Source organism: Amycolatopsis camponoti (genome assembly GCF_902497555.1).
GTDB lineage: Bacteria > Actinomycetota > Actinomycetes > Mycobacteriales > Pseudonocardiaceae > Amycolatopsis > Amycolatopsis camponoti.
This window is the reverse complement of sequence record NZ_CABVGP010000002.1, coordinates 2,535,810-2,557,986: the sequence shown is the minus strand read 5'-3', so window position 1 is coordinate 2,557,986 and position 22,177 is coordinate 2,535,810. Positions and strand designations below refer to the sequence as shown.

Genomic DNA, 22,177 nt, shown 5'->3' with positions numbered 1-22,177 from the left:
TGCAGACCGCTGGCCAGGTCGGCCTGCACGAGTTCGTCGCGTTCGGCCGGTGTCAGCCAACGGGCCGTGGACCCGGCGACACCGCGTTCGACTCACAAAACGTCGTCGACGGCTTCGGCGACGGCGTGCAGGTGGCTGATCACCATGACGAGGCGGTCGCCACCGGCCTGGGCGCGCAGCACTTCCAGAGCCGACTGCAGGGCCCCCGCGTCGAGGGCTGCGAAGCCTTCGTCGAGGAACCAGGCGATGGTCAACGCGACGCGCCCCCATAGAAGACGCCGGCCGCGTTGCTGGAACGCCTTACCCGCTTCCCGGCGCGAGACACTCGACTTCCCGTACTCGGCGACGATCGGCGACCAATTCCGCGACAGGTCGTATGGGTGAGGACATCCGTTACTCCCGCTGGTTGCGGCGGATCTACTTGCAGGCTGCAGTCTGGCCAGCCCCATAGGCGGCCTGGGCCTTCGTGAAGCCGTCACCCGCCGACGATGACAGCTGCTGCTTCAACCCCGAGCAAGAGAACGACGTGAAGCTCAAGTAGTTCTCCGCCGACTTGACCGCCTGCGCGTTCCAGTCCACCGACAGGCTGTCGACGGCCTGGGTCGCCACATCCTTCGGGAACCCGTCGCCGGCCGACGAGGACAGCTGCCGGATCAGGCCGTTGCGCGAGAACGCGGTGAAGCTCAGGTAGTTCTGGGCGGAGGCGCGGGCCTGCTCGACCTGCGGCGGGAACTTGGGTGCTTCGCTCGTGGTGGGTGCCGGCGGCTCGACCGGAGCAGTGGCCGCGGCCGAAGCGGCGGCGTCGTTCAGGTTGGGGCTGGTGGTCTGAACATGGTCGGGCGCGGCGACCGAGCTGGTCAGGGCAGCGGCGGGCATCCCGTTGGCGGCGTCGTTGACCGCCTTGCCGAAGGCCGCGGTCCAGAGCACGCAGATGACCAGCCCAATCGCCGACAGCACGACGGCGGTGATGGCCAGCCCCTTGTTGCTCGCCTGGCCCCGGTTGGCGCGCAGCGTCCCGACGATGCCGAAGATCAGCCCAAGGATCGTCAGCGGCCACGCGACGATCCCGATGATCGGGATGAACGCAAAGATCAACCCGATCAGGCCGAGCACGAACCCGGCCGTGCCGGGGCCGTTCTTGGGCTGGTTCGCCACCGGCATCGGCACCGACGGCGGCATGGGGACGTAAGACACGGGGCTGCCTCTTTCAGTCCAGCGGCGACGCAACGGAACGCGTCACGCTCTGTGGCATTCGTCGACATCCGCATCCCGCGCGTAACAGTGCCCGAAAGCCGCCTCCGGTCACGAAAAGGACTCAGCCGACGATGTTCACGATCATTTCCTCTGGTGACCGCAGTGAGCGACTGACTCACCACCGTTACCTAGGGTAATAAATTGAAACTTCAAGTTCACTCGTTCGGAGCAAGAGGAGACGTGGGACGTCGCCCCGAGCTGAGTTACGACATGAGCGCTCACTGTCACTGGCTGGCGGCGAGCCTGCGAGACGACGACCCACCCTCACCTCCGGAGCTGCGAAAAACGCGTGCGTCGGGAGCGCCGCGGGCTAGATGACGCGTTGACTCCGCTGATCAGATGAACCGCTCAGAGCGCGCCGTCATGACCCAACGGCCGCGACATCCGTCCAGCGTGATCCCACCGCACCCGCCCCCGCATTACGTGACCGCACCACCCGCCGGCACGGCCGACCTGCTGGCGCAGTGGATGAAAAGCAAGAAGCCGACAACCACTACTGCCCGCCCCGACCACGGCAGTGGCTTGCGGTTCGCCTTCTACGGCCGAACCTCGACCACCCGCCATCAAGACCGCGTCTCATCACAGGGCTGGCAACGCGACATGGCCGATGAGCCGGTCGGGGGCCACGGCCATGTCGTCGCCACCTACTTCGACGTCGGCACCTCACGCCGCGTCCCGTGGCACCAGCGACCGCAGGCTGACCAGCTCATGACCGAGACCTCCAGCCCGGAGTCCGCAATCGATGCGATCATGGTCGGTGAATACGAACGCGCCTTCACCGGCACCCAGTTCGCCACCCTCTACAGCTGGTGCAACCGCCACGATATTCAGCTCTGGCTCCCCGAGACAGCCGGTCCGGTCGATTAAGCAACCGCGATCACCGGGCACTGATGTCGCTGCTGGCCACCCAGTCACAGCGCGAAGTCCTCCGCGCCCGCCACCGGGTACTGGCGGCGATGCACAACCAGGCCACCCAGCAAGGCCGCTACCTCGGCGGCCGACCACCCTACGGATACCAACTCGTCGACGCCGGCCCCCACCCCAACCCCACCGACGCCCGCTGGGGCCGACGCCTCCAACGCCTCGCACCCGACCCACGAACCGCGCCACACGTAGCCTGGATCTTCCGGCAACGCCTGGCCGGGCACAGCGTCGCCAGTATCGCCCGGGACCTGAACGAACGTGGTGTGCCCTGCCCATCGAGCGCCGACCCGGACCGCAACCGGCACCGCACCCGCGGAGCCTGGACACTGCGCACAGTCGCCGTGATCCTGACGAACCCCCGCTACACCGGCCGACAGACCTGGAACCGCCGCACCACCGACACCAGAGGCCCAGCCGCAACGCCGGCCCTGTCAGCGAAGGCCGCCCATCCGGCGCTCGTCACCGAACAGGACTTCATCACCGCGCAGCAGATCCGAGCGGCGCGACCGGCCAGTGACGGCCGGGCTCGCCGGTTCGCCTTGGCCGGCCTGATTCACTGCGGTGTCTGCGACCGGCGGCTGGACTCGCACTGGAACCACGGACGTGCGACCTACCGCTGCCGTCACGGCTACAACAGCACTCAGTGCGCAGGCCAGTCGCGGCCGAAGACGCTTTACATCCGCGAGGACTACCTCGTCGAGGAAATCAGCATCCGACTCGCAGAAGAAGGCAACGACGGCCACGACACGCCGGAGCTTGACCGACCACGACACAGACGCGTGGCCGCGCCGCTGCGCGAATCAAGAAAGATCATCGTCTATAACCACGCCGGATGGCGCCTGAAGGAGATCGATTCGAGTTAGGCTACGGTCACCCCGGTTTCAAGATCGCGTTTCGCGATCCGTGGGGTAATACTGTGTCCGAGACGTTCTTGCACGCTAACCACAACACTATCGCTGGCCGGGCAATGATAATTCAGTGCGGCCGGCGGCCGACGCGACGATGCCTCTGGCTGGTCGCAGACTGCAACCAGGTCACTCTAAGTAGCCCAGCCGCTGCGCGCTCACTCGGTCGAACTCACACCCCAGAATACAGCACGCGTGCTCTGATGCCCGGGCAAACTCAGTACTCTGTCTCCCTTCATTGCTGGCGGCTCGTCGCACGGCGGCTGGAGGACCAGCGACCACCCCTTTGATCGAGCTGGCCATGGCGTCCCCAGTTAAAGGCTGGCGACCAGGAACCTTCATCGACAAGCGATTTCGCCCATTCGTCAGCCAGTCGTCGTCACTGCCGCAAGTTCATCAAGGATGAAAGTGCACCAGGCATCCGCTGCTGCGACAGCGAGGCGGCCATGCCGAGGTTGGAGCCCCTGCGGCAGGGCTGCCGGAGCATGTCCAGTTCCACATGTGTTCCGCAAAGCCGCGAGATCATCAGCTATCGCAGTCACTCTGCCCAGCAACCGACGAACAGCCGGTCCGCCATCCAACTGCTGGTCAACGTTGCGAGGATGCACAGCCAAGGCCTCCTCAGCTTTGCGGACGAGCCCGGGCAGATCCGCTTCAGAAACTGGCTGTCCAAGCTGCACGAGGACGGCCTTGCAAGTCGCTTCAACCAGTTCTTTTGCCGAACCAATCGCCAGCATCGGGTCGTCCGGTACTGCGCGAGTGATTCGCAGCAGAATCTGCCTGATCAAGGACGGGTCGTCGAGCGCGGCGATTGCACCGGTGACGAACAGGTTCGCCGCTGGATGAATCCGCCCCTGTTCATCGACGCGGCAACCGTCCTTTGCTAGTTGACGGCGCAAGCGTTCTCCAGGAAGAGAATCCCAGTCATCTCCGCTATCGTCCGACCGATCGAAAAGCCACAGCATCTCCTCGACAGCACGGAGAGCTGCGAGGGTCTGCGTCGGTGAGGCCCAATCCACCGCTTCGATATAGAAATCGACCACGCTTCTCGGATCGGTGAACTTCGAGGCACTCGCGAGGCCTTGAAGGAACCCCATCCACTTGGACTCGGCCGCCGGTTGGGCGCGCACCGCCATCAACATGTGATCAGCGAAGCCCTCGTCACGAAAGACGCGGCTGACTTGGGAGAATGTCAACGAAGCTGCGACGTCCCTAAGCGCCGCACGCGTCGCGCGGCTGAGATACGGCGCGGGTGCTCCGGGCATCGGACCTACCTTCCGGCGGTCCAACAAGATCGCCTACTCCAGCACTTGACCGATGATAGATCTCGACCAACCTATGGATGAATTCGGGCGCTTGCCGAACACACCGCCCGACACAACACGCTCGGACATGACGCGGAAGACGAATGGCCCGCCGACGCCTTCGCCGGCCCGACGAACTCGCCGCCGCCCGCTCCGTCACGATTTGCGGTGCGCAGGCCGCGACCGAATACGGCGAACACCACGCCTCCGAACCGTCGCGCGACATCGCGGTCTGGAGCGGCGCCGCCTACAGCATCGACGGCGCCGGACGCCGAGGCGCACTCGCCGCCCACCGTCCCGCAGCCACGGTCGCGGTCCTGGCGGCCTCGACGCTGGCTACCCAGCCGGGCACGTGAGCCTGCTCCAGCGGATCGCACACTCCGGCGCACTCATATCGGGATATCCGCCCGGCGTCCCATCGGCCCGGCACCGCTTCGTGACCCGCCGGCGCCTGCTCCCTCACCGACGCGACCGTGGTCATCGAAGCCGGACAGAGCAGTGGCGCCCGCCACGCCGCGCACATCGCCGCCACACTCGGCAGGCCGGTCCTGGCCATCCCCGGACCGATCAGCTCCGCCATATCCGCAGGCTGTCACCAGCTCATCCAGTATGGCACCGCCCGTTTGGCGACGCTGGCAACCGACACCTCACCGTGTTCGAACACGACACCGAGACCGGCGCCGAGCCGGAGCCGGTGGTCCCCGGGGGTGAAGCACGCCACCGCTGACGCACACCCCGGCGGTGGCCCTGCCTCGCCATCACCGGCCATCTCAGGGACCGCGGGCCGACCGCCGCGCGCACACGGGGAAGGTGGCGGCCCACACCCGTGAGCCCGCCACCGCCTCCCGCACCGCACGCTGGAGTAAGGCCAGCTTGCGCTCACGAAAGACACCTGCCTGGTATCCGGCGACCCCATCGACGTCCCGCACCAACCACTCTTCGACCTCGGCTTCCCCTTGCTCAGTCGATCCGGCCTCGCCCGCCGTCCGGCCGGCGAGGCTCAGGCTGTTGCGGCCGCTCGGCGCTACCGACCACCGGATCACTTAGCGGCGTCAATGGCTGAGCGACCCCGTTCAAGGGCGCATGAGCTGGTGAGTTGCGTTCCGACGAAGGCCGGGTCTCGCTGGGTATCGGCGACCCGCACGCAAGAGCCTGACCGGCACCGGTACGCCGATGCGAATCTTTACCGGCACAGAATCAGAAGCTGCCGAGGATTATCGGGGCTCCTGGTCGGGGTTCGAGGAATCGCCAAGCGCAGCCAGCACTTGGCCGATCACCGCGGCGCAGTTGTCGGCGCTGCTCAGTTCGAGGTGCACCTTACGGCCCACGCCCTGCTCTAAGTCCAAAACCAGACGGGTACCGCGCGGTCGCTGCCCCAGCCAGGTAAAGACGGAACGGATCAGCACCGTGGCAGCGCCCCCGCCGCCCACTGCGATACCGACGACATCGAGCACACCGCCCATCCTGTCTGGCTGCACCGGCCCGCCGACGAGCTCGACACCTCCGCGCAGCTCGTCAACCCGCCTCAGCCAGTCGGCCAGGCCTCGCGCATCGCGCGCCGAACCATCACAGCTCAACAGGACTCGCATCTACCACCGCCGCTTCAGGGATACCGGAGATCCCGCCGGGAAGCATCGTTACAAACAGCGAGACCGTTAGCAGCTGTAACACCGCGCCCGGCATGGAGCGACATCCTGCCCGCATGAGTCATCAGGGCGCAGGGGCGGGAGTTCATAGCAGTGCTCGAACCAGACCTTCGGCGGTCAGCAGCGGTGCTCGTGGGAACGAGCGTGTACGCCAGCAATACTGATTTACCCAACCTGCCGTCGGTCGACAACAACCTCACCGACCTCGCCGCGGCGCTGACCGATCCCGCAGTCTTCGGACTGCTGCCGCAGCATTGCGCAACCATCCGCAACGCACCCGACGCGCTTTCCGTTACGCGCACATTGCGGCGATACGCCATGACGACCGCAGACACTCTCATCGTCTACTTCGCCGGCCATGGCCTGGCGGCCAACAACAACGAGCTCTATCTGAGCCTCAGCGGAACCGACCCCGAGGAGTTGCAGGCCAGCGCACTTCGATACCAACTGTTGCGGGAGATACTTGTCGACTGCCCTGCGCGGAACCGAATCCTCATACTGGACTGCTGTTTCAGCGGCCTGGCAACAGACGGGATGAGCAACACCCCGAGCCTCGGTATTACGGGGACGTACATCCTGGCCGCAACCCCGTCGACCGAGATGGCACTGGCTCCGGCAGGCGAGAGAAACACCGCGTTTACCGGTGCGCTGCTGCACCTGCTCCGCAATGGAGTTCCGCACGGTCCCGCCAGCCTCTCACTCAACGATATCTACGGTCGCCTGTGGCAGACACTGGATGAGCGGGCACTACCGAAACCGCAGCAGCGGACAACTGGCCAGACCCACATCATTCCGATGTTCCGCAACGTGGCTTCCGGCAGTCCCACGAGCTCCGAACCGGTACTTCCAAGCGGCACAGCTCAAGACACCAGGCCGGAAAAATCTCGAAGGCCCTCCCGACAAAAGACGATCATCGTTGCCACAGCGGTCGTCATAGCGTTGGGCTCCGGGCTGACTTACGCCATCGCTACGCAAACAGACTCCGAGTCACAAGCTAGCCCACCGCACTCCTCAACAGCACCGTCATCACCGCCCGCCATGACCTCAGCGTCGCCGTCGCCCGAAACCAGCGCGACGCCGAGCACGACGGCGGCGTCCACTACCAACAAGGAAGCACCCGATTCGACGCTCGTTGCGCGGAGCACCTGGCCGACAATGCGAGGCTGTGACGGCGGCACCGCCGTCTCGATGCCGGCCAAGGGCCCGGCAATAGAAACCTTCCCGGCCGCTGGTGCCGACATCCGCGAGCAGGCCGTTGCACGAGGAGGGGCCTTCTACCTGAGCGGTTACATCTACCTCTTCTTGTCAGCCACGGCAGGCAAGACAGTCGACATCTTGGATATCACCCCGTCTTTCAAGCCGTCAACACACGAGCAGGCCGCCTGGATCTATTCACCCCAGGGTGGTTGCGGAGGTCTCGGCAACCGGGTCTTCGACCTCGATCTGGATGCAAAGAAACTCGTCGACAAGGGAATCGAAGACGGAGTCGACGGTTCCATGGACCCAAGCGTCAACCCCGACGCCAAGCTTGCACGAAACGAACCTCTCGGTCCTGGCTTTGCTGTCAGCAAAGACAAGCAAGGATTGATCCGGATCGACGCCCATGGATGCAAGGCGAACTACACCTTCAGTCTCAACGTCAGCTACGCGATCGGCGACGACACAGTCGTGCACGTGCAGTCGTTCGGGCCATTCAGGTCCAACGCCTCCGACGGAGACGTGCCGGTCTACGCTCCGACGTCGACAGACGGACAAAACTGGCAGTTCGTCAAAACTGGTGTTGCCAAGCAATACTACGGATGCTCGTGACACTGTCCCGTACCGTGCATCGCCGACCTGCGCAGCACCAGAGCAGTCCATTTCTGCGGAATCCACTCCCCTGCAACACTACGAAATTTTCACGAACTGCAACAAAAAGCAGATCCAACGAGACGTTTTCGAAGAACTAGCACCCCTTAAGATCAACAGTTCCTGACGATCCCAATTATCTGTTGATCAATGCATAATAGTCAGCATGGCAGTGACCTATCGGCGTCCGGTCTCCACAGGAGCCAGCCCAGGCACGAGCGGCCCGGGCGGTGCTGGCAGTGATATCCGCCCACGTGCCAACCCGCGTGGCGATTCCTCCAGAGGCACTCCTGAGCGAGACATCTCGGGTGGAACCCCGACTCGGCGCCGGAGGTCCGCGCCGGACGGTGGCTCCGGCGGGCCGGGATCAGGCACGTACTCCGACCCGACGGGTCCGCAGGGACCGGGACAGAGCGGATCGACGCAGGCCAGTCCGCGCGGGCCGCAGGGAGAATCAGTAGTCACATCCGGTCCTCACCCGGACACGAGGCCCGGTGGGCCGCCCGTCGCCCCAGCCGAAGCTGCCGAGCGGGATGCCGTGGTTGCCGAAGATCCTCACGCGGACAGCTCGGGCGCCACGCCGACATTCGCGGCGACGCGCGACGACTATGCGCAGGAACCGGCGGCGAGGCACGAAGTCACAGCCAGCCGGGCATGCACCGACTGTGAAACCCGGGTCGAGATCGCGGTCAACACCGACATCATGATCATCACTGCCCACGGAAACACGTGCGAAACCTGCGTTCCCCGCTCGAAAAAGCGAGTGGCACGCACCGACACCGTGCCACGGACGGCGACCACGCTTCACGTTTGGTGGGCACCTCATCCGGACGGGTCCGGGCAGTGGCATGTCTTGCGTCAGCGATTCATCGATGAGGAGGTACAGCAGCCCGCTGTCCCCCGGCCTGACGCGACGGAGGCACAGGAGCCGACCTCAGACCGCCTCGACATCGCCGGCGAGCATCCGCAGGTCTCGAGCGAGCTCGTCCTCAGCGAGGGCTGGCAGGATCCGCTCAGGCAGGATGCCTCCGAGATCTTCGGGAAGCGCGATTGGCTGGCTATCGCCTTGGTGTGGGGAGCCGTCGACTGCCGGATGCTGGGCGCGTTCGCCGTCCTGCTGGAGTCGTTCTGGCTGGAGACCGTCGTCGGCAGCGACGGCTCGGCCCGCATGATCGTGCGTCTCACCGGATTGCCTCCGCTGGTCGCGGTGCTCGTGCCCGAGGCCGCGCTGCGGTGGGCGAACTCGGACCAGCCCATGGCGCTCCCGGTGTCCGGCATGGTCGCGGTGTATGCGACGCTGGGTCCGTTGCTGTGTGCCAGCACCGGGCATCGTCCCGAGTGCACGGACCTGGAGCGACTGCTCGGTGATGCTTCGAAGTTGCCGGAGGCCCCTCGTACGCCCAGGCCCACAGCGCTGCGGCTCGCCTTGGCCGGTCGGAGCGGCCGGCCGGCGATCGCAGATCTGCTGGCTGCGTACCCGGTTCGAGAGCACGCACCAGGTCAGGCCGAGCAGCCTCCACCAGGACATCTCTTGCTCAGCCCCCCGCAAGCGGCAGGAAGCTCCACGGAGGCAGCGCAGCCGCCGAGCGCCGGAGATCCCCACAGCTTCACCAGGCCTGCAACTGCGGAACCGGGCGCCGTGGCCACCCATGTCGAGATCCCGCGAAAATCCTCCCCCACTACCGAGGGGGCACCCGGCGGGGACCGGGAACCGGCGCAGGACTTCGCCGGCATGGTTGAGCCGGGAGCGTCTGCAGAAGCTTCCAGGAGCACGCACGGCACAAACGGCACCACCCGCCCGGCCTTCGCCTCGGACAGGGCACACGAGACAACCCGCTCGTCGAGCGCCGGTGACCACAACACCACCCGCGGCGCAGCGCCGGGCGCCGACTCGCCTGCGCACCGCTCGCGGACGCCAGGAACGGTCTCCGGTGGTCGAGGTGCCTCCGGTAGCCAAGTCAGGGCACCTTACGGTCTGAAGGCGACCCAGGCGGTGATGCAGGGAATCGGCTCGGCACCACAAACGGCCATCACGTTCGGCCGCTCGTGACCGGCCTCATTCCCCTCACCCCGGGCCAGCGACAAGCGCAACGGGAGCTCTCCGAGCTGGAGCGCCTGACTGCCGGAGGCATCGCGGTCGTCCGGACGCACGAGCGCACGGACGTGGCCGCAAAGGTCCGCATCGATTTGCTGATCGACTGCCAGGCGCAACGGGACCGGACACCGCTGGTTTCCTTGCAGTCGGCCGAGGCGGTGTACGTGATGGTGCCGCCGACGTATCCGTTTCACGAGCCGAGCGTCCACACAGACCACAACCGGTTCGCCGGGCTGCCCCACGTACTCTGGGGACACCGCATCTGCCTGTACCTCTCAGACAACGACTGGGATCCCGCACGAGGCATGCACGGACTCGCCGATCGTCTGATCGAGTGGTTCCGCTGTGTCGAAGAGGGAACTCTCACCTTCGGCGACATCGTCCCGGAGCCGCCGGTGACCGGCACCTCCATCTCGGACGTCATCACGGTTCAGCAGGAACTCCCTGATGCACTCGAAGCCGATCCGGAGCCGTGGCTGTGCTGGGCGTGGGTCGGTCTGGTCGGCCGCAACCGCTGGGAAGTACGACGCTGGATCACCACAGACGATGCAGGACCTCCCGAGAACGGCCCAGCGTTCCTGGCAGTGGTTATCGGGTTGCCTGACCCGGTCGGTTTCAGCTTTCCCACTCGAATAGGCGACCTGCTGGCGGGGCTGCGGGAGCAGCGTATCGACACCGACCGATTGAAAGAGAGACTGCAGCGCGCATGGGAAGCCAACGACCGCCATCTGCCGCCGAACCCTGAAACCGGTGCTGGTCCGCCAGTAGTCGTGCTGGTGGTGAGCCCCGCACCAACCGGATCAGCCGCGCCATCGCGCGTCGCCTATCTAGCGGCGTGGCTGTTGAACGGATCCCGCCTGGTCTCCCGTCCACTGACTGCGCAGGATCGGGTGCTGTGGGTTCAGGTTCTCGATCAGCGCCCCCGGTTCACCATCCGCCGCGATGTGAGCAGACCCGCGTCATGGTTGCGCAACAAACGGATTCTCCTGCTGGGCTGCGGCGGCCTAGGCGCACCCATCGCCGAGTTCTGCGTCCGTGCGGGAGCGGCCGAGCTACGCATCATCGACAATGGGGGCGTTCTGCCCGGGATTCTGGTGCGCCAGCCTTACACCGAAGCAGACTTCCGCCAGCCGAAGGCCAAGGTCCTCGCCCACCGGCTCGCAGCAATCCGCTCCGGTACGAAGATCACAGCGACGCACGGTGACGCGGTGGTACACGTGCTGCAGGACCACGACATCGACGTGGATCTAATCATCGACGCCACTGCGGCTCGCACCGTCGCCGCCGCACTCGAGCGATCCCGCTGGGAGGGTGGCCGGTCGCAGCCGCCTCTGCTGTCGATGACGGTCGGCCACGACTCAGCACGCGGGGTCGCCACTCTGGCGCTGCCGGGCGCCGGCGGTGCCGGCGCCGACATTCTGCGCAAGCTGGCGGTGACCGCGGCCGACGACGACAGTCTTCTCGACGTGCTCGACGACTTCTACCCGGCCCTGCCGCGGACCGACTTGTTCCTGCCCGAGCCGGGCTGCTCGGACCTCACCTACGTGGGTTCGGCGGCAGATCTCGCGTCCTTCTCGGCTTGGCTGCTCAACGACGCGCTGACCATCCTCGGCGCCCCACTGCACCCGGCCCAGCCGTTGAGGTGGGCCTCGGTCCTACGCGCTCCGGGGACGCGCGGGCAGTACCCGACTTCGGATCGCCGGCACTGGCCTGAGGACATCGCGGCAGTAGACGCCGAGCAGGGATACCACGTACGGCTGAGCCCATCTGCGTTCGCCGAGATGCGCAACGACGTCATCCGGATGGCAGGCACGCGCGGTCCGGACATCGAAACGGGAGGTCTCTTGCTGGGGCAGATCGATCATGCCAGCCGGGTCGTGTGGGTCACCGAGGCGCACGGCCTGCCGGACGGCAGTGAAGCGTTCGCCGAGAAGCTGTATGTCGATCCGGTCGCGGCGAGGGAAGCGGTAGAGCAACGCCGCTTCCTGACCCGGCAGCAGGTCCAGTTTGTCGGTGGATGGCATACCCATCCACGAAATGCAGCCGAACCGAGCCCGGACGATCGAATCGCGATGCAAAAGATGACAGATGAAACCGGCACAGCGGCTCTACTCGTGATCCTCGGAGGACAGGACCACGACAGGTGGCGCACATGGATCGGCGGGCAGAAGAGGCCACAGTGGTACGCCGGGCTCTTCTATCCCGGCGGCCCCGACTCCGCAGGCTTACCGCGCTAGGGATCCGCAGTGCACCCGTACTCGACGGATTCGGCCCGGCAGCGGACCATAATGCTGCTGATGGCGGTCGTCGCGATCCTGCTCGCCTGGCTGCTGGGGCGCGGGTTCCAGCTGTCGGACACCTCGCCTCCATGGTGGCTGGACACCCCTGCTGTGGTCGGATTCTACTCTCTGTTGTGGAAGGTCTACGACAGACTGCTCTGGAAGTCTCGGCCGTTCGGGAAGCCGGTGAGCGACATTCCGGACTACAGCGGGACATGGTCAGGCGGCATCCATAGCAGCTTCCGGCCCGACGAACCATACCCGGCGACATTGAGGATCCACCAGACGTCGTCACGGATTCTGATCGAACTGGCCACCGGCCAATCACAGTCATACTCGAGGCTGGCGATGATCGGCGCCGCGCCTGGACCAGGACATGGCCTGCATTACGTATACGTCAACGAGCCTACACAAAAAAACCAAGAGATCAGGCACCACGAAGGCTCCGCCACCCTCCAACTGTCGCAGGACGGCAAGACCCTCGCCGGAAACTACTTCACCGACATCGACCGCGGCACCGCCGGGGCACTGATATTCACCAAAGTGAAGGACTCAGCATGACCATCGACCCGGAACAGATGCGCGAATGGGCACGGCCACCGGGTGAGTTCATGCTCTCCTGGACCAAGGACGTATTGCACGACGCGTTGCGCAAATCACGGCTGTTACGAGAACGCGGATATAAGTTCGGAACCGCGTCTCGCGACCGTGCGCCGGACGAGAACGAGTACGAGGTTTTCCTGCAGGGATCTTACGCTAACGGCACGAACATCAGCGACTCCAGCGACGTGGATCTGGTTATCCTGCTGAAGATGCCGTTCGAGGAAGAGGTGAAGGCTCTCAAGGAGAAGCTCCACCCGGGTGACATCGAGAACTTCCACCGCCGATATGCACCATCGCCGATGACGTCCGACTTTTTCAGCCAGGACGTACAGTCCGGACTCAAAGAAAGATACTACGTCCGCCCACGCAGCAAGTGCGTCAACATCGCAGACTGGGATTCAATCGCCCGAGTGCCTGCTGACATTCTTCCCGCAATGGAATATCGGAGGTACGACGAGTTTCCAGCATCCGGAAAAGAAAAGTATGACGAAGGGATATTCTTCCGCGACAAACACGGCACATCGATCATCAACTACCCGAAACAGCATCTACTTAACGGCAACTCGAAGGATCGCTGGACCGGCGGCAGGTTCAAAGAAGTAATTCGGGTCGCAAAGAATGCTCGCCACAAGGCAATAGAAGTAGAACTTCTTGACAAGAAGGAAGTGGCGCCGTCGTACTTCATCGAGTGCCTGTACTACAACGTGCCTGACACTACGTTCCGCACCAGCCTCCATTCGGCGTTCTACGCAGCGACACGCTGGCTGCACCGAAAGTGCACTGACAGCCCCGACGAGTTCAACACGCTGCTCTGCCAGAACAAACTGGTGAACCTGTTCGGCAAGGGACCAGACCAGTGGTGCGTATGTCGGGCGGAGAAGTTCCTCAACGCGCTGCTTGGCCTCTGAGGTCGCGCTACACGAGCCACCGGCTCCTCCAGCGACGGTCTCCGTAACGATGCCGCACAACGGCATGCGCCGGGAGTTCGCTGTCGGCGACTGTGCGACTGATGTGGCGCCGCGAACAGCGGTGCGAGTGTTCCGGCCGGGCCGACGCACTCTAGCGGCGCCTTGCGGGGGCGGAAGCCCGCCGGGCGACCCCACCGGCTGCGGATTGCCGGGCAGGGCGGGCTTCCGCCGCCGCGGGCGGCCCCGCTGTGGCGAGTGCGTCCCGACCCGGGAAATCCGCACCGCACCGTGATCGAAGTGCCACTGACCGTGGCCGCTCGGCCAGTCGGGGACTACGACGACCATACCTGCACTGGGCTTTGGTTCAGCTGGCAAAGAACGACCGGATCGGACGGAGCGATCCGCCGGGTGCTTCCTCGCCCCAGCCGAGATCGGCTTCCCAGGTCCGCTTGCTCTCCGAATGCGCCGCGTAGGCCGTCAAATTTGCCGGCGTCAGGACGATCAACGGCGTCGCTGCCTTGTCTTGCATCTCGTGCACCAAGTCCGGGTGGGCGCCCACTGCCCGCCCGTTGCGGTGCTCGACCCAGCTACCCTCTTTCAAGTCTTCGGTGACGAATGCGATGGCCCGCCCAGAGGGCTGCCCTAGGGCGAACTCCAGGAGCTCGTGCCAGATCAGGCAGTCGCTGTGCCGCAAAGGCTCCTTTTTCTTCCGGTCACCCCAGCTCGGCGCATGACCGTAGCGAACCCTCTTACGCGAGTCTTCGATCCACCTCGCCCACTTCGACGCGGTAGGCTCCGGTCCTACGCGGCCGGTCATGATGTCCTTCACCTGGTCGGCGACGGCGATCGCATGAGCCGTCAACGCCGGCTCGGGATCGGAGCCGTGATGGCCCGCGGATACCAGAACCTGCTGAAGCGTCCTCACCGCCAGTTCCACGTTCCGCAGGGCGTTCTTCCCCCGTGGATCCTCGGCCGCGATCCGCCGCATTTGCCGGCGGGCCACCACGTCCAGCCGCTGCATGAGCATGCCGACCTCGGCCGCTGCGATCTCCGCCTCCTGGAGAATGCTCCCGACAATGGTCGGAGAATTGCCGACGAACTCGACGAGAACCTGATGTGGTACCCACAAGCGGTCCTTGACGGAATCGATCGCAGCCGACAACCGGCGGCCTTCCTCGCCTCGCGACCGGAAAAGGTGAAGGTAGGAGCAGGTGTCGAGAACGAAGGTCGCGTTGTCGAGGTGCTCCAGCCGCTCTTGCCAATCTTGCAGCAGGGAGTTTTCGTCCCGGTGGTCGCGAAGGGCCGCCATATCACCTGCTCCCAAGATCAAATAAACACTTTCGAGTGAAACCTGTGTCGCGTGTTCGAGGTATCGCGAAGACAGGTACTCTAGCCAACGATCTAGCGCGCGCGACGGAACCCCCGTCACCGGCGCGCCGGTGTCGTGGGGAGGGGTTTCGACTGGAGAGGACCGGAACCGGAGTACGCAGTTTTTCAGCACTTCCGGAAGTCGATGATCTTTCTGGCTCCTCTGCGGAAGGGAAGTCCCCTGACTCGGGCCTGCCGGGGCAGATGCCGGTCGTGACCTACTTGACCAGGCCCGACGCGGCGCACTACCGGCTGGTACTGGATGTCCTCCTCGAGGAGGAGGGACGTCTCGGCCTGCACCTGACCACCGCCGAGATCGGGCAGCGCGTGGCGAGACGGCTCGAGGAATCGCCCCGCCGCGCCGAGGAGCCTCCAGTCGACCGCCTGCTCGCGAGCCTTTACGAGTGGGGCAACGTCGACCGGATCCAGAACCGCCACCGCAAGGGCACCTACCAGGAGTATCTGAAGAAGGACTACCTCTACCAGCTGACGCCGGCCGGCGCGCAGGTGCACCGCGCACTCACCGCGATCGACCAGGAGCTGGGTGCGGCGGGCGCTCTGCAGTCGTCGATGCTTCCGGAGGTGCTTCGGGCACTGGACGAGCTGCACAAGCTCTTGCAAAACCGGGCGTCGAAACGTGACGTCTACAGCACGGTGCAGCGCATCTTCAACGGCTTCGTCCAGCTGTCGGAGAACGCGAAGCGGTTCGTGCAGGGACTCAACCATGCGCTCGAACCCGGCAGCGACATCGAGGACGAGGTGTTCCTGGTCTACAAGGACGACGTAATCCTCTATCTGCGTACGTTCGTCATGGCTTTGCTGCGTTATGCGTCGCCGATCACGCAGGCGATCGACGCCGCCGAGTCCGCGGGCGTGGTTGCCTTGTTCCCTGGGCTCGCGCTGTTCGAGGCGACGCCGACACTCGGCATGTCGCTGAGCGAAGTCGCCGATCGCGACGCTGTGCAACTCGAAAGCCAGTGGCGGGGACTGCGCGGCTGGTTCTTCGGCGATCACGACCGGCCACCGGTGACTCAGACCCTGCAGGACCGCTCGGCCGAAGCCGTCAACCTGATCGTCGCCACTGTGCGTCGGCGGAACAACCAGCGGTTCCGCAAGGTGAACCGAGCAGCCGACATGATGACTCTCGCGACGTGGTTCGCCGGCACCAGGGACGCCGGCGCCCGCGCGGCGATCTGGCGTTCCGCCTTCGGCATGTACTCGGCTCGACACTTCGGCGCCGCCCACCCGCCGGCGAGCGATCTCGACCTCAGGAGCAAGACCAGCTGGTGGGAAGGACCCGCCGCGCCGATCGAGCCGCGGTTGCGCAAGCAGGGCCCCCGGTCCACGACCGGGCGGCCCAACGGCGTACGCGACCCGCGGGCGGCCAAGCTCGAACTCGCCCGGCTGCAGGCGCAAGAGCAGGCAGCCACCGACGCCGCGATCCGTCTGCTAACGGCTCGGACACCCGCACGGGTGTCCGCGCTGCCCGTATTGTCCGAGACCGAACTGGATGTGTTCCTGAGCTGCTTGAACGTCGTGCTCTCGGCCAGCCCGGACACTACGGGAAGGCGGACGGGCCGGACCGGGGACGGGCGGCTCCGCGTCGTGCTGCGGCCGGCTCCGGAGAACGCATACGCACCACACCGAGCGGTCGTCCGCACGGCGCGCGGTGTCCTCGTACTGGAGGACTTCGAACTGACTGTCCTCGATCTTCACCGAGGTGGCGAATGAGCAAGGAAGTCGCGATCGAGACCCTGCAGGAGGCCGCTCGCGCGTTGCTGGTGAGGCCGTTGCTGAGCTCCGGCGGACCGGACGCGGCTGTCGCAGCCATCGTGCGGCGGCCGCTCTATCGCGACCGGCTGCAGCAGTGGTTCGAGCACAACCTCGGCTGGAACCTGGTGGTCGACCGCGACGTGATCCGCTTACAAAAGATCCCTGCAGGGACACCGTGCCTGCCCCACGATGCCCCGGAGCAGCGCGTCTGCGTGCTGTACTGCCTAGTGCTGGCGGCGCTGGAAGACGGCGGCGACCAGGTGGTGATCACCGAGATCGCGGACGTCGTCGGCGTGCTGTCGGGGACGCGGACCGAAATCCCGACCTTCGATCCCGCCGACTTCGCGGAGCGCCGCAGGCTCGTGCAGTCGCTTCGGTTGCTGGTCGACCACGGTGTGCTCGTGCCGACCCGGGACCGGGCGTCCACTGAACAGGATGAAGCCGAGTACGTTTCCGGTTCCGGCAACGCGATCTACGACGTCGACCACCACGTCGCGGCGCTACTGCTGGCCTGCCCGGTCGCGCCGACGCGGGCCGGGACGCCGGCGGGACTCACCGCCGAACCCCACCCCGACACTCCGGCGGGACATAACCGGCGACGCCGGCACGTGATCATGCGCCGGCTCGTCGACGAACCGCTGGTGTACCTCGACGAACTCACCGAAGGGGAGCGCGAATACCTCCGTTCCCAACGCCATGCCCTGCTCCACGAGGTCAAGGAGCTCCTCGGCGTCCAAGTGGAAGTGCGCGCGGAGGGTGCCGCGATCGTCGACGACGAACTCACCGATCTGCGGTTCCCGGCGGAGCGCACGCGAGAGTTCGCCGCGCTTCTGCTGGCGGGGGCCCTGACCGCGGAGCCCGGCGCGGACGGCGGCGTGGTCGTCGGGGGCAGCCGGTTACGGGAACTGGCGGAGTGGGTGACCGAGCAGGTGGCCACCCGGGTCAAGTCGATCGGGAACAAGCCGGTGACATCGGCGAACGTCCTCGAAGAAGCACTGAAAGTACTCTCCGCACTTCGGTTGGTGCGACGCGAGGCCGACGGGGTACAGCTGCTCCCAGCGCTCGGCAGGTTCCGGTCGTCGGCGAGCGACCCTTCGTCGTTCGGGGACGTTGCTGGACGGCCGAGCCGAGCGAACGACGTGCCGGCATGACCGGGCGCGAAGCCGCGGACCATGCCCTGTCGACGCTGCTCGCGGGCGAGCCGCCGCGACCGGCGCTCGCCCGGTTCCAGCCCCTGCGGATGGGACTGCTGGGCATCTGGCAGTACGACGACCAGGAGTTCTTCTTCCACCAAGGCAGGCTGGTGCTGCGGGGCCGCAATGGCAGCGGAAAGACCAAGGTGCTCGAGGTCACCAGCCCGTTCCTGTTCGACGCGAACCTCACGGCGCGCCGGCTCGATCCGTTCGGCAACGCGGCCCGCTCGATGCGGGATAACCTCCTCTACGACGACCGCAAGCACCAGATCGGGTACGTCTGGTGCGAATACGGACGGCTGCGCGAGGACGGCACCGCGGAGTACTTGACGGTCGGCGCCGGAATGCGCGCTCAGGCGAGCCGGAGCGGATCACCGGACTCGTGGTACTTCATGACCCGCCTTCGTGTCGGCGAGGGTTTCGCACTGTACGACGAGTCCAGGACGCCGGCGAGCGAGAAGAAGCTCGCCGAACTGCTGGAACCGCAGGCGGTGTTCGCCACCGCCGAGGCGTATCGTGCAGCCGTCGCGAAACAGCTCTTCGGGTTGAGCATCGAGCGCTACCGATCCCTGGTCGAGCTGCTGATCACCCTGCGCCGCCCCAAGCTCAGCGAGAATTTCGGCGTCGAACGGCTGGCCGAACTGCTGCGGGACGGACTGCCCCCGGTCGACCAGTCACTCGTCGACGACCTGGCCAACGGCTTCGACGAGCTCGCCCGGGACCAGGAGGACCTGCAGGACCTCGTCGACGCGGGCAACAACGTCGACCGCTTCCTCACGGCGTACCGCGCCTACGCGCGGCGCGTGGTCCGGCACGTGGCCGGCAAGGTTCGCTCGGCGGTCACCCGGTACGACGACGTGACTCGCCAGGAAACCCAGGCGCGGCAGAGCCTCGCCACCGCTGGCGCGGCAGTGGTGGAACTGGCCGATCGCTCGTCGACGCTGGAACTGGACCGGTCCCGGATGCAGGCGAGCATCCGAGCGCTGGAACAGCGGCCGGAAATGGAACAGCACGCCACCCTGGTCGCTATGGAAAGGCAGGCGGCGGCCGCAGCCAGGCAGTCGACGCAGGCGGAGGTTCGGCTGCTCGAATGCCGCCGAGAGTTCGACGGGGCTGTGTCCGAGGTCGATGTCGCCGCGGGCGCGTTGCAGGACGCCACGACGGAGCTTGCCGAGTCCGCCGGCCAAGCGGGTGACCGAGCTCGACGATGCGGTCTCAGCCTCGAACACGACATGCAGGCCGAGCGCCTGAACACCGACGCGGCAGCGGTGCGGACCGTGCTCCAAACCGTCGTTTCGGCACGTCGATCCGCCGTGGGCAACGCTCGCAGGATGCTTCGCGAGGTCGATCAGGCTCAGGCCGGGTTCGGCCGCGCTCAGATGTTGCGGGACGATCTGGTGGCCCGCCGGGACGAGTCAGCGGACATGGTCGCGCGCAAGCAGGGGGCCATGCACATCGCTGTCGAAGGCGTGAGCACCGCGTTGCTCTCCTGGATGGGCGACTGCCGCGAACATGTGTGGGACGAGGCCGTCACCGCGAGCCTGCTCGATCTGGCCGCGGCCGCTGGCGAGCCCGGTGCCGGGCGGCTGTACGAAGAGGTCTTGGTCAGCTCGCGGACGATCGAGAACACCTTACTGGCCGAGCGCGCAGCGGTGGTTGTGGACCGACAGTCCTGTGCGGCGTCCTATGCGGAGGTCGCCGCCGAGCGCGACCATGTTGCCGCACAGGCCGAGCTGGCGCCCTCGGCCCCTCCGGTCACCCGTCGGGACCGGACCCCGACCTCGGCTGGCGCGGCGTTCTGGCGGCTCGTGGACTTCGCGGAAGGGACCGGGGACGACGTCCGCGATGCGACAGAGGGGGCGCTGTTTGGCGCAGGTGTCCTGGACGCCTGGGTGACGCCCGACGGGGCGCTGCAGCACCCAGGCACCTTGGACACCTTCCTGCGACCGACGGCCACGCCCGTGGTGGGTGCGACCCTCGCCGAGGTGCTGCGCCCGGTGGCAGGTACCGATGTGCCGACCGGAGTCGTGGATGCCGTCCTACGTGGTATCGCGTTCCGGCCCAGCGCCGCGCCGGAGCTCGGCGAGACCTGGATGAGCGCTGACGGCGGCTGGTCGATCGGGCCGCTCACCGGTCGCACGGAGAGCGGCCCGGCGAGGTACATCGGGGCAGGCACCCGCGCTGCAGCCCGCGAACGGGAGCTCGCCCGGCTCGACGCCCGGCTCACCGAGCTGACGGAGCTGGCCGAGCGGCTGGAAGCCGGGATCGCCGTCCTAGACGGCCGCGTGGCGCAGGTCCGGGCGGAGCGAACCAGCTGTCCGAGCGACGAGCCTGTCCGGACCGCACGCCTCGAACTCGACTTCGCGCTCTCCGCGACGGCCGTTCTCACCTCCGACGTGCACCGTGCAACCGAACGCCTGGAAGTTCGGCGCGCCGAGCTGACTGCGGCGACCGACAGGCTGGCGTCCTACGGCAGGGAGCAGTCGTTCGACGTCTCAGCAGCAGCGCTGGATCAGCTGGAACAAGCCCTCGGGGACTACCGGGAGGCCGTTACCGACATGGTCGCCGCGGCCGGGCGCGTCGCCACGTTCCGCTCGTCCCACGCGGCGGCCACCAGCAGAGCCGACCGGTCGCGAACGCGTTGTGAAGCTGCCGACGCCGAATACCGGGCCGCCGCCACGGAAACTGCGGAGCTCACCGCCGAGTTCGAGGCCCGCAACATGTTGATCGGCGCCGACGTCCGGCGGGTTCTGGCCGAAGTGGAGCAGAGCCGATCGGCGCTACGGGATCTGGAGCGGGAGATGACCGCACTCAGGCAGCAGGCCCAGGAAGCCGCGGAACGCCACGGTGAGGCCAAGGGCCTGCTGGGCGCGATCGAGCACGACCGGGAAGCGCGAGAACATGAGCGTGCCGAGGCAGTCGCCGGGTTCGAGCGGATGCGCCACCTCGGGTTCCTCGACTTGGCGGGGATCTTCGGGATGGAGAGCGTCGCGGTGAACCCAAGTCTCACCCACAGCCTGGAAGACGCGCGGCGCGCCGAGCAGGCTCTCCGGCAGGAAGACATCTCCGACAAAGCCCGTAATTCGGCTCGCAACCTGGTCGACGAGCACTTCCGCGATCTGCAGCGGGCCATTACCGGCCCGGACTGGCGTCCTTGGGGGGACAACGAAGGCGAGCTGTTCGTCGTGCGCGTGACTCACAACGGCGTGGACGAGACTGTTCCGAAGCTGCGCGAGATCATCACGGACGAGGTGGAAACCCGCCGCGGCTACCTCGACGACCAAGAGCGCAAACTGTTCGCCGAGGTGCTACTGGGCCGGATCGGTGAACACCTACGGCAATGCCGGGTCGAGGCGAAGAGCTTGCGCGACCGGATGAACCTGCTGCTGGCCGAGCGGCCCACCGCATCAGGCTTGCGGATGCGGCTGCAGTGGGAACCGGATGAAGAAGCGGGCGCCGACGTGGCTGAGGCCGTCGAGCTGCTCGACAGGCAGGCCACGAGGTTTCTCAACGACGAGGCTCGGGACCGGCTGGTCGGCTTCTTGGCCGACCGGGTCAGACGGGTGCGCGAAGACGACGCCGTCGGTGATTGGCGGGTGCACCTGCGGGAAGCTCTCGACTACCGACTTTGGTCCCGCTTCCGCCTGGAGGTGCGACACGACGAAGGTGAGAAATGGGCGCCGCTCAACGACGCCAAGCACCAGCAGGGGTCCGGCGGCGAGAAAGCGGTCATGCTGCAGCTACCTCTGTTCGTCGCCGCCGCGGCGCACTACGCCGGGGCTGCGGCGACTGCGCCGCGCCCGGTGTACCTGGACGAAGCGTTCGCCGGGATCGACGCCGAGATGCGGGGCAGCTGCCTGCGCCTGCTGACCGACCTAGACCTCGACTTCGTTCTGGCCAGCCACGACGAGTGGGGCTTCCACGCCGAGGTACCGGGTCTGGTCACCTACAGCTTGTTCCGGGATCCGGCGACGCCCGGGGTGCTCACGACGCCGTTCATCTGGGACGGCCGAACCCGGCACCGGCTGGAAGACCCGGCATTGGCCACCCCGGGAACATAGGAGGGAGCGAGCACTG

At 66.2% G+C, this 22,177-nt stretch carries 15 protein-coding genes and 1 pseudogene; 11 read left to right on the top strand and 5 right to left on the bottom strand.

Features of this window, described 5'->3' with window-relative positions; all coding sequences use genetic code 11:
- Positions 1-92 precede the first annotated feature (92 nt).
- Both AA23TX_RS50380 and AA23TX_RS50375 read right to left on the bottom strand, forming a co-directional pair.
- Positions 93-254 (bottom strand): P-loop NTPase family protein, encoded by a 162-nt coding sequence (locus AA23TX_RS50380; protein ID WP_230862813.1) that lies wholly within the window; start codon positions 252-254, stop codon positions 93-95.
- Between the two features lie 163 nt (positions 255-417).
- Entirely contained in the window at positions 418-1,179 is a 762-nt protein-coding gene (locus tag AA23TX_RS50375; protein WP_230862812.1) for an Ltp family lipoprotein, read from the bottom strand.
- A 414-nt stretch (positions 1,180-1,593) separates the two neighbouring features.
- Between AA23TX_RS50375 and AA23TX_RS50370 the strand changes: the two genes are divergently transcribed.
- Both AA23TX_RS50370 and AA23TX_RS32330 read left to right on the top strand, forming a co-directional pair.
- Positions 1,594-2,121, top strand: a complete 528-nt coding sequence (locus tag AA23TX_RS50370; RefSeq protein ID WP_230862811.1) for a hypothetical protein — start codon at positions 1,594-1,596, stop codon at positions 2,119-2,121.
- A gap of 23 nt (positions 2,122-2,144) precedes the next feature.
- Positions 2,145-3,041 carry a recombinase family protein gene (locus AA23TX_RS32330; protein WP_230862810.1) on the top strand — a complete coding sequence of 299 codons (897 nt, stop codon included), beginning with the start codon at positions 2,145-2,147 and terminating at the stop codon, positions 3,039-3,041.
- Between the two features lie 407 nt (positions 3,042-3,448).
- Here AA23TX_RS32330 and AA23TX_RS32325 read toward each other — a convergent pair whose 3' ends face one another.
- Entirely contained in the window at positions 3,449-4,348 is a 900-nt protein-coding gene (locus AA23TX_RS32325; RefSeq protein WP_155546528.1) for an abortive infection family protein, read from the bottom strand.
- Positions 4,349-4,491: 143 nt separating this feature from the next.
- Here AA23TX_RS32325 and AA23TX_RS51290 point away from each other — a divergent pair.
- Positions 4,492-5,217 (top strand): annotated as a pseudogene (locus AA23TX_RS51290) (DNA-processing protein DprA).
- Positions 5,218-5,601: 384 nt separating this feature from the next.
- Here AA23TX_RS51290 and AA23TX_RS32315 read toward each other — a convergent pair.
- A complete protein-coding gene (locus AA23TX_RS32315) occupies positions 5,602-5,976 on the bottom strand; it encodes an effector-associated constant component EACC1 (protein WP_155546527.1) in 375 nt (124 codons plus the stop codon).
- A gap of 150 nt (positions 5,977-6,126) precedes the next feature.
- Between AA23TX_RS32315 and AA23TX_RS32310 the strand changes: the two genes are divergently transcribed.
- The 5 genes from AA23TX_RS32310 to AA23TX_RS32290 all read left to right on the top strand — a co-directional run bounded on the left by AA23TX_RS32310 (position 6,127) and on the right by AA23TX_RS32290 (position 13,766).
- On the top strand, positions 6,127-7,842 hold the full coding sequence (locus AA23TX_RS32310; RefSeq protein ID WP_338422524.1) for a caspase, EACC1-associated type: 1,716 nt from the start codon (positions 6,127-6,129) through the stop codon (positions 7,840-7,842).
- 577 nt (positions 7,843-8,419) lie between these two features.
- Positions 8,420-9,931 (top strand): hypothetical protein, encoded by a 1,512-nt coding sequence (locus AA23TX_RS32305; RefSeq protein ID WP_155546525.1) that lies wholly within the window; start codon positions 8,420-8,422, stop codon positions 9,929-9,931.
- Positions 9,928-12,213: a ThiF family adenylyltransferase gene (locus AA23TX_RS32300; protein ID WP_155546524.1), complete on the top strand. Its 2,286-nt coding sequence runs from the start codon at positions 9,928-9,930 to the stop codon at positions 12,211-12,213. The genes AA23TX_RS32305 and AA23TX_RS32300 overlap by 4 nt, the downstream gene beginning before the upstream one ends.
- A gap of 60 nt (positions 12,214-12,273) precedes the next feature.
- On the top strand, positions 12,274-12,816 hold the full coding sequence (locus AA23TX_RS32295) for a Cap15 family cyclic dinucleotide receptor domain-containing protein (protein ID WP_155546523.1): 543 nt from the start codon (positions 12,274-12,276) through the stop codon (positions 12,814-12,816).
- Complete coding sequence (locus AA23TX_RS32290; protein ID WP_155546522.1) at positions 12,813-13,766, top strand: nucleotidyltransferase domain-containing protein; 954 nt, start codon at positions 12,813-12,815, stop codon at positions 13,764-13,766. Before AA23TX_RS32295 ends, AA23TX_RS32290 begins: the two co-directional genes overlap by 4 nt.
- Positions 13,767-14,130: 364 nt before the next feature.
- Here the strand turns inward: AA23TX_RS32290 and AA23TX_RS32285 are convergent, their stop codons facing one another.
- Positions 14,131-15,096 (bottom strand): PIN-like domain-containing protein, encoded by a 966-nt coding sequence (locus AA23TX_RS32285; RefSeq protein WP_155546521.1) that lies wholly within the window; start codon positions 15,094-15,096, stop codon positions 14,131-14,133.
- A gap of 251 nt (positions 15,097-15,347) precedes the next feature.
- Between AA23TX_RS32285 and AA23TX_RS32280 the strand changes: the two genes are divergently transcribed.
- From AA23TX_RS32280 to AA23TX_RS32270, 3 genes are read left to right on the top strand one after another with little or no spacing between them, the layout of a single operon-like run.
- Positions 15,348-16,865: a TIGR02677 family protein gene (locus AA23TX_RS32280; protein WP_196425617.1), complete on the top strand. Its 1,518-nt coding sequence runs from the start codon at positions 15,348-15,350 to the stop codon at positions 16,863-16,865.
- On the top strand, positions 16,862-18,058 hold the full coding sequence (locus tag AA23TX_RS32275; protein ID WP_155546519.1) for a TIGR02678 family protein: 1,197 nt from the start codon (positions 16,862-16,864) through the stop codon (positions 18,056-18,058). Before AA23TX_RS32280 ends, AA23TX_RS32275 begins: the two co-directional genes overlap by 4 nt.
- Positions 18,055-22,161 carry a TIGR02680 family protein gene (locus tag AA23TX_RS32270; protein WP_155546518.1) on the top strand — a complete coding sequence of 1,369 codons (4,107 nt, stop codon included), beginning with the start codon at positions 18,055-18,057 and terminating at the stop codon, positions 22,159-22,161. The genes AA23TX_RS32275 and AA23TX_RS32270 overlap by 4 nt, the downstream gene beginning before the upstream one ends.
- The last annotated feature ends 16 nt before the right edge of the window (positions 22,162-22,177 follow it).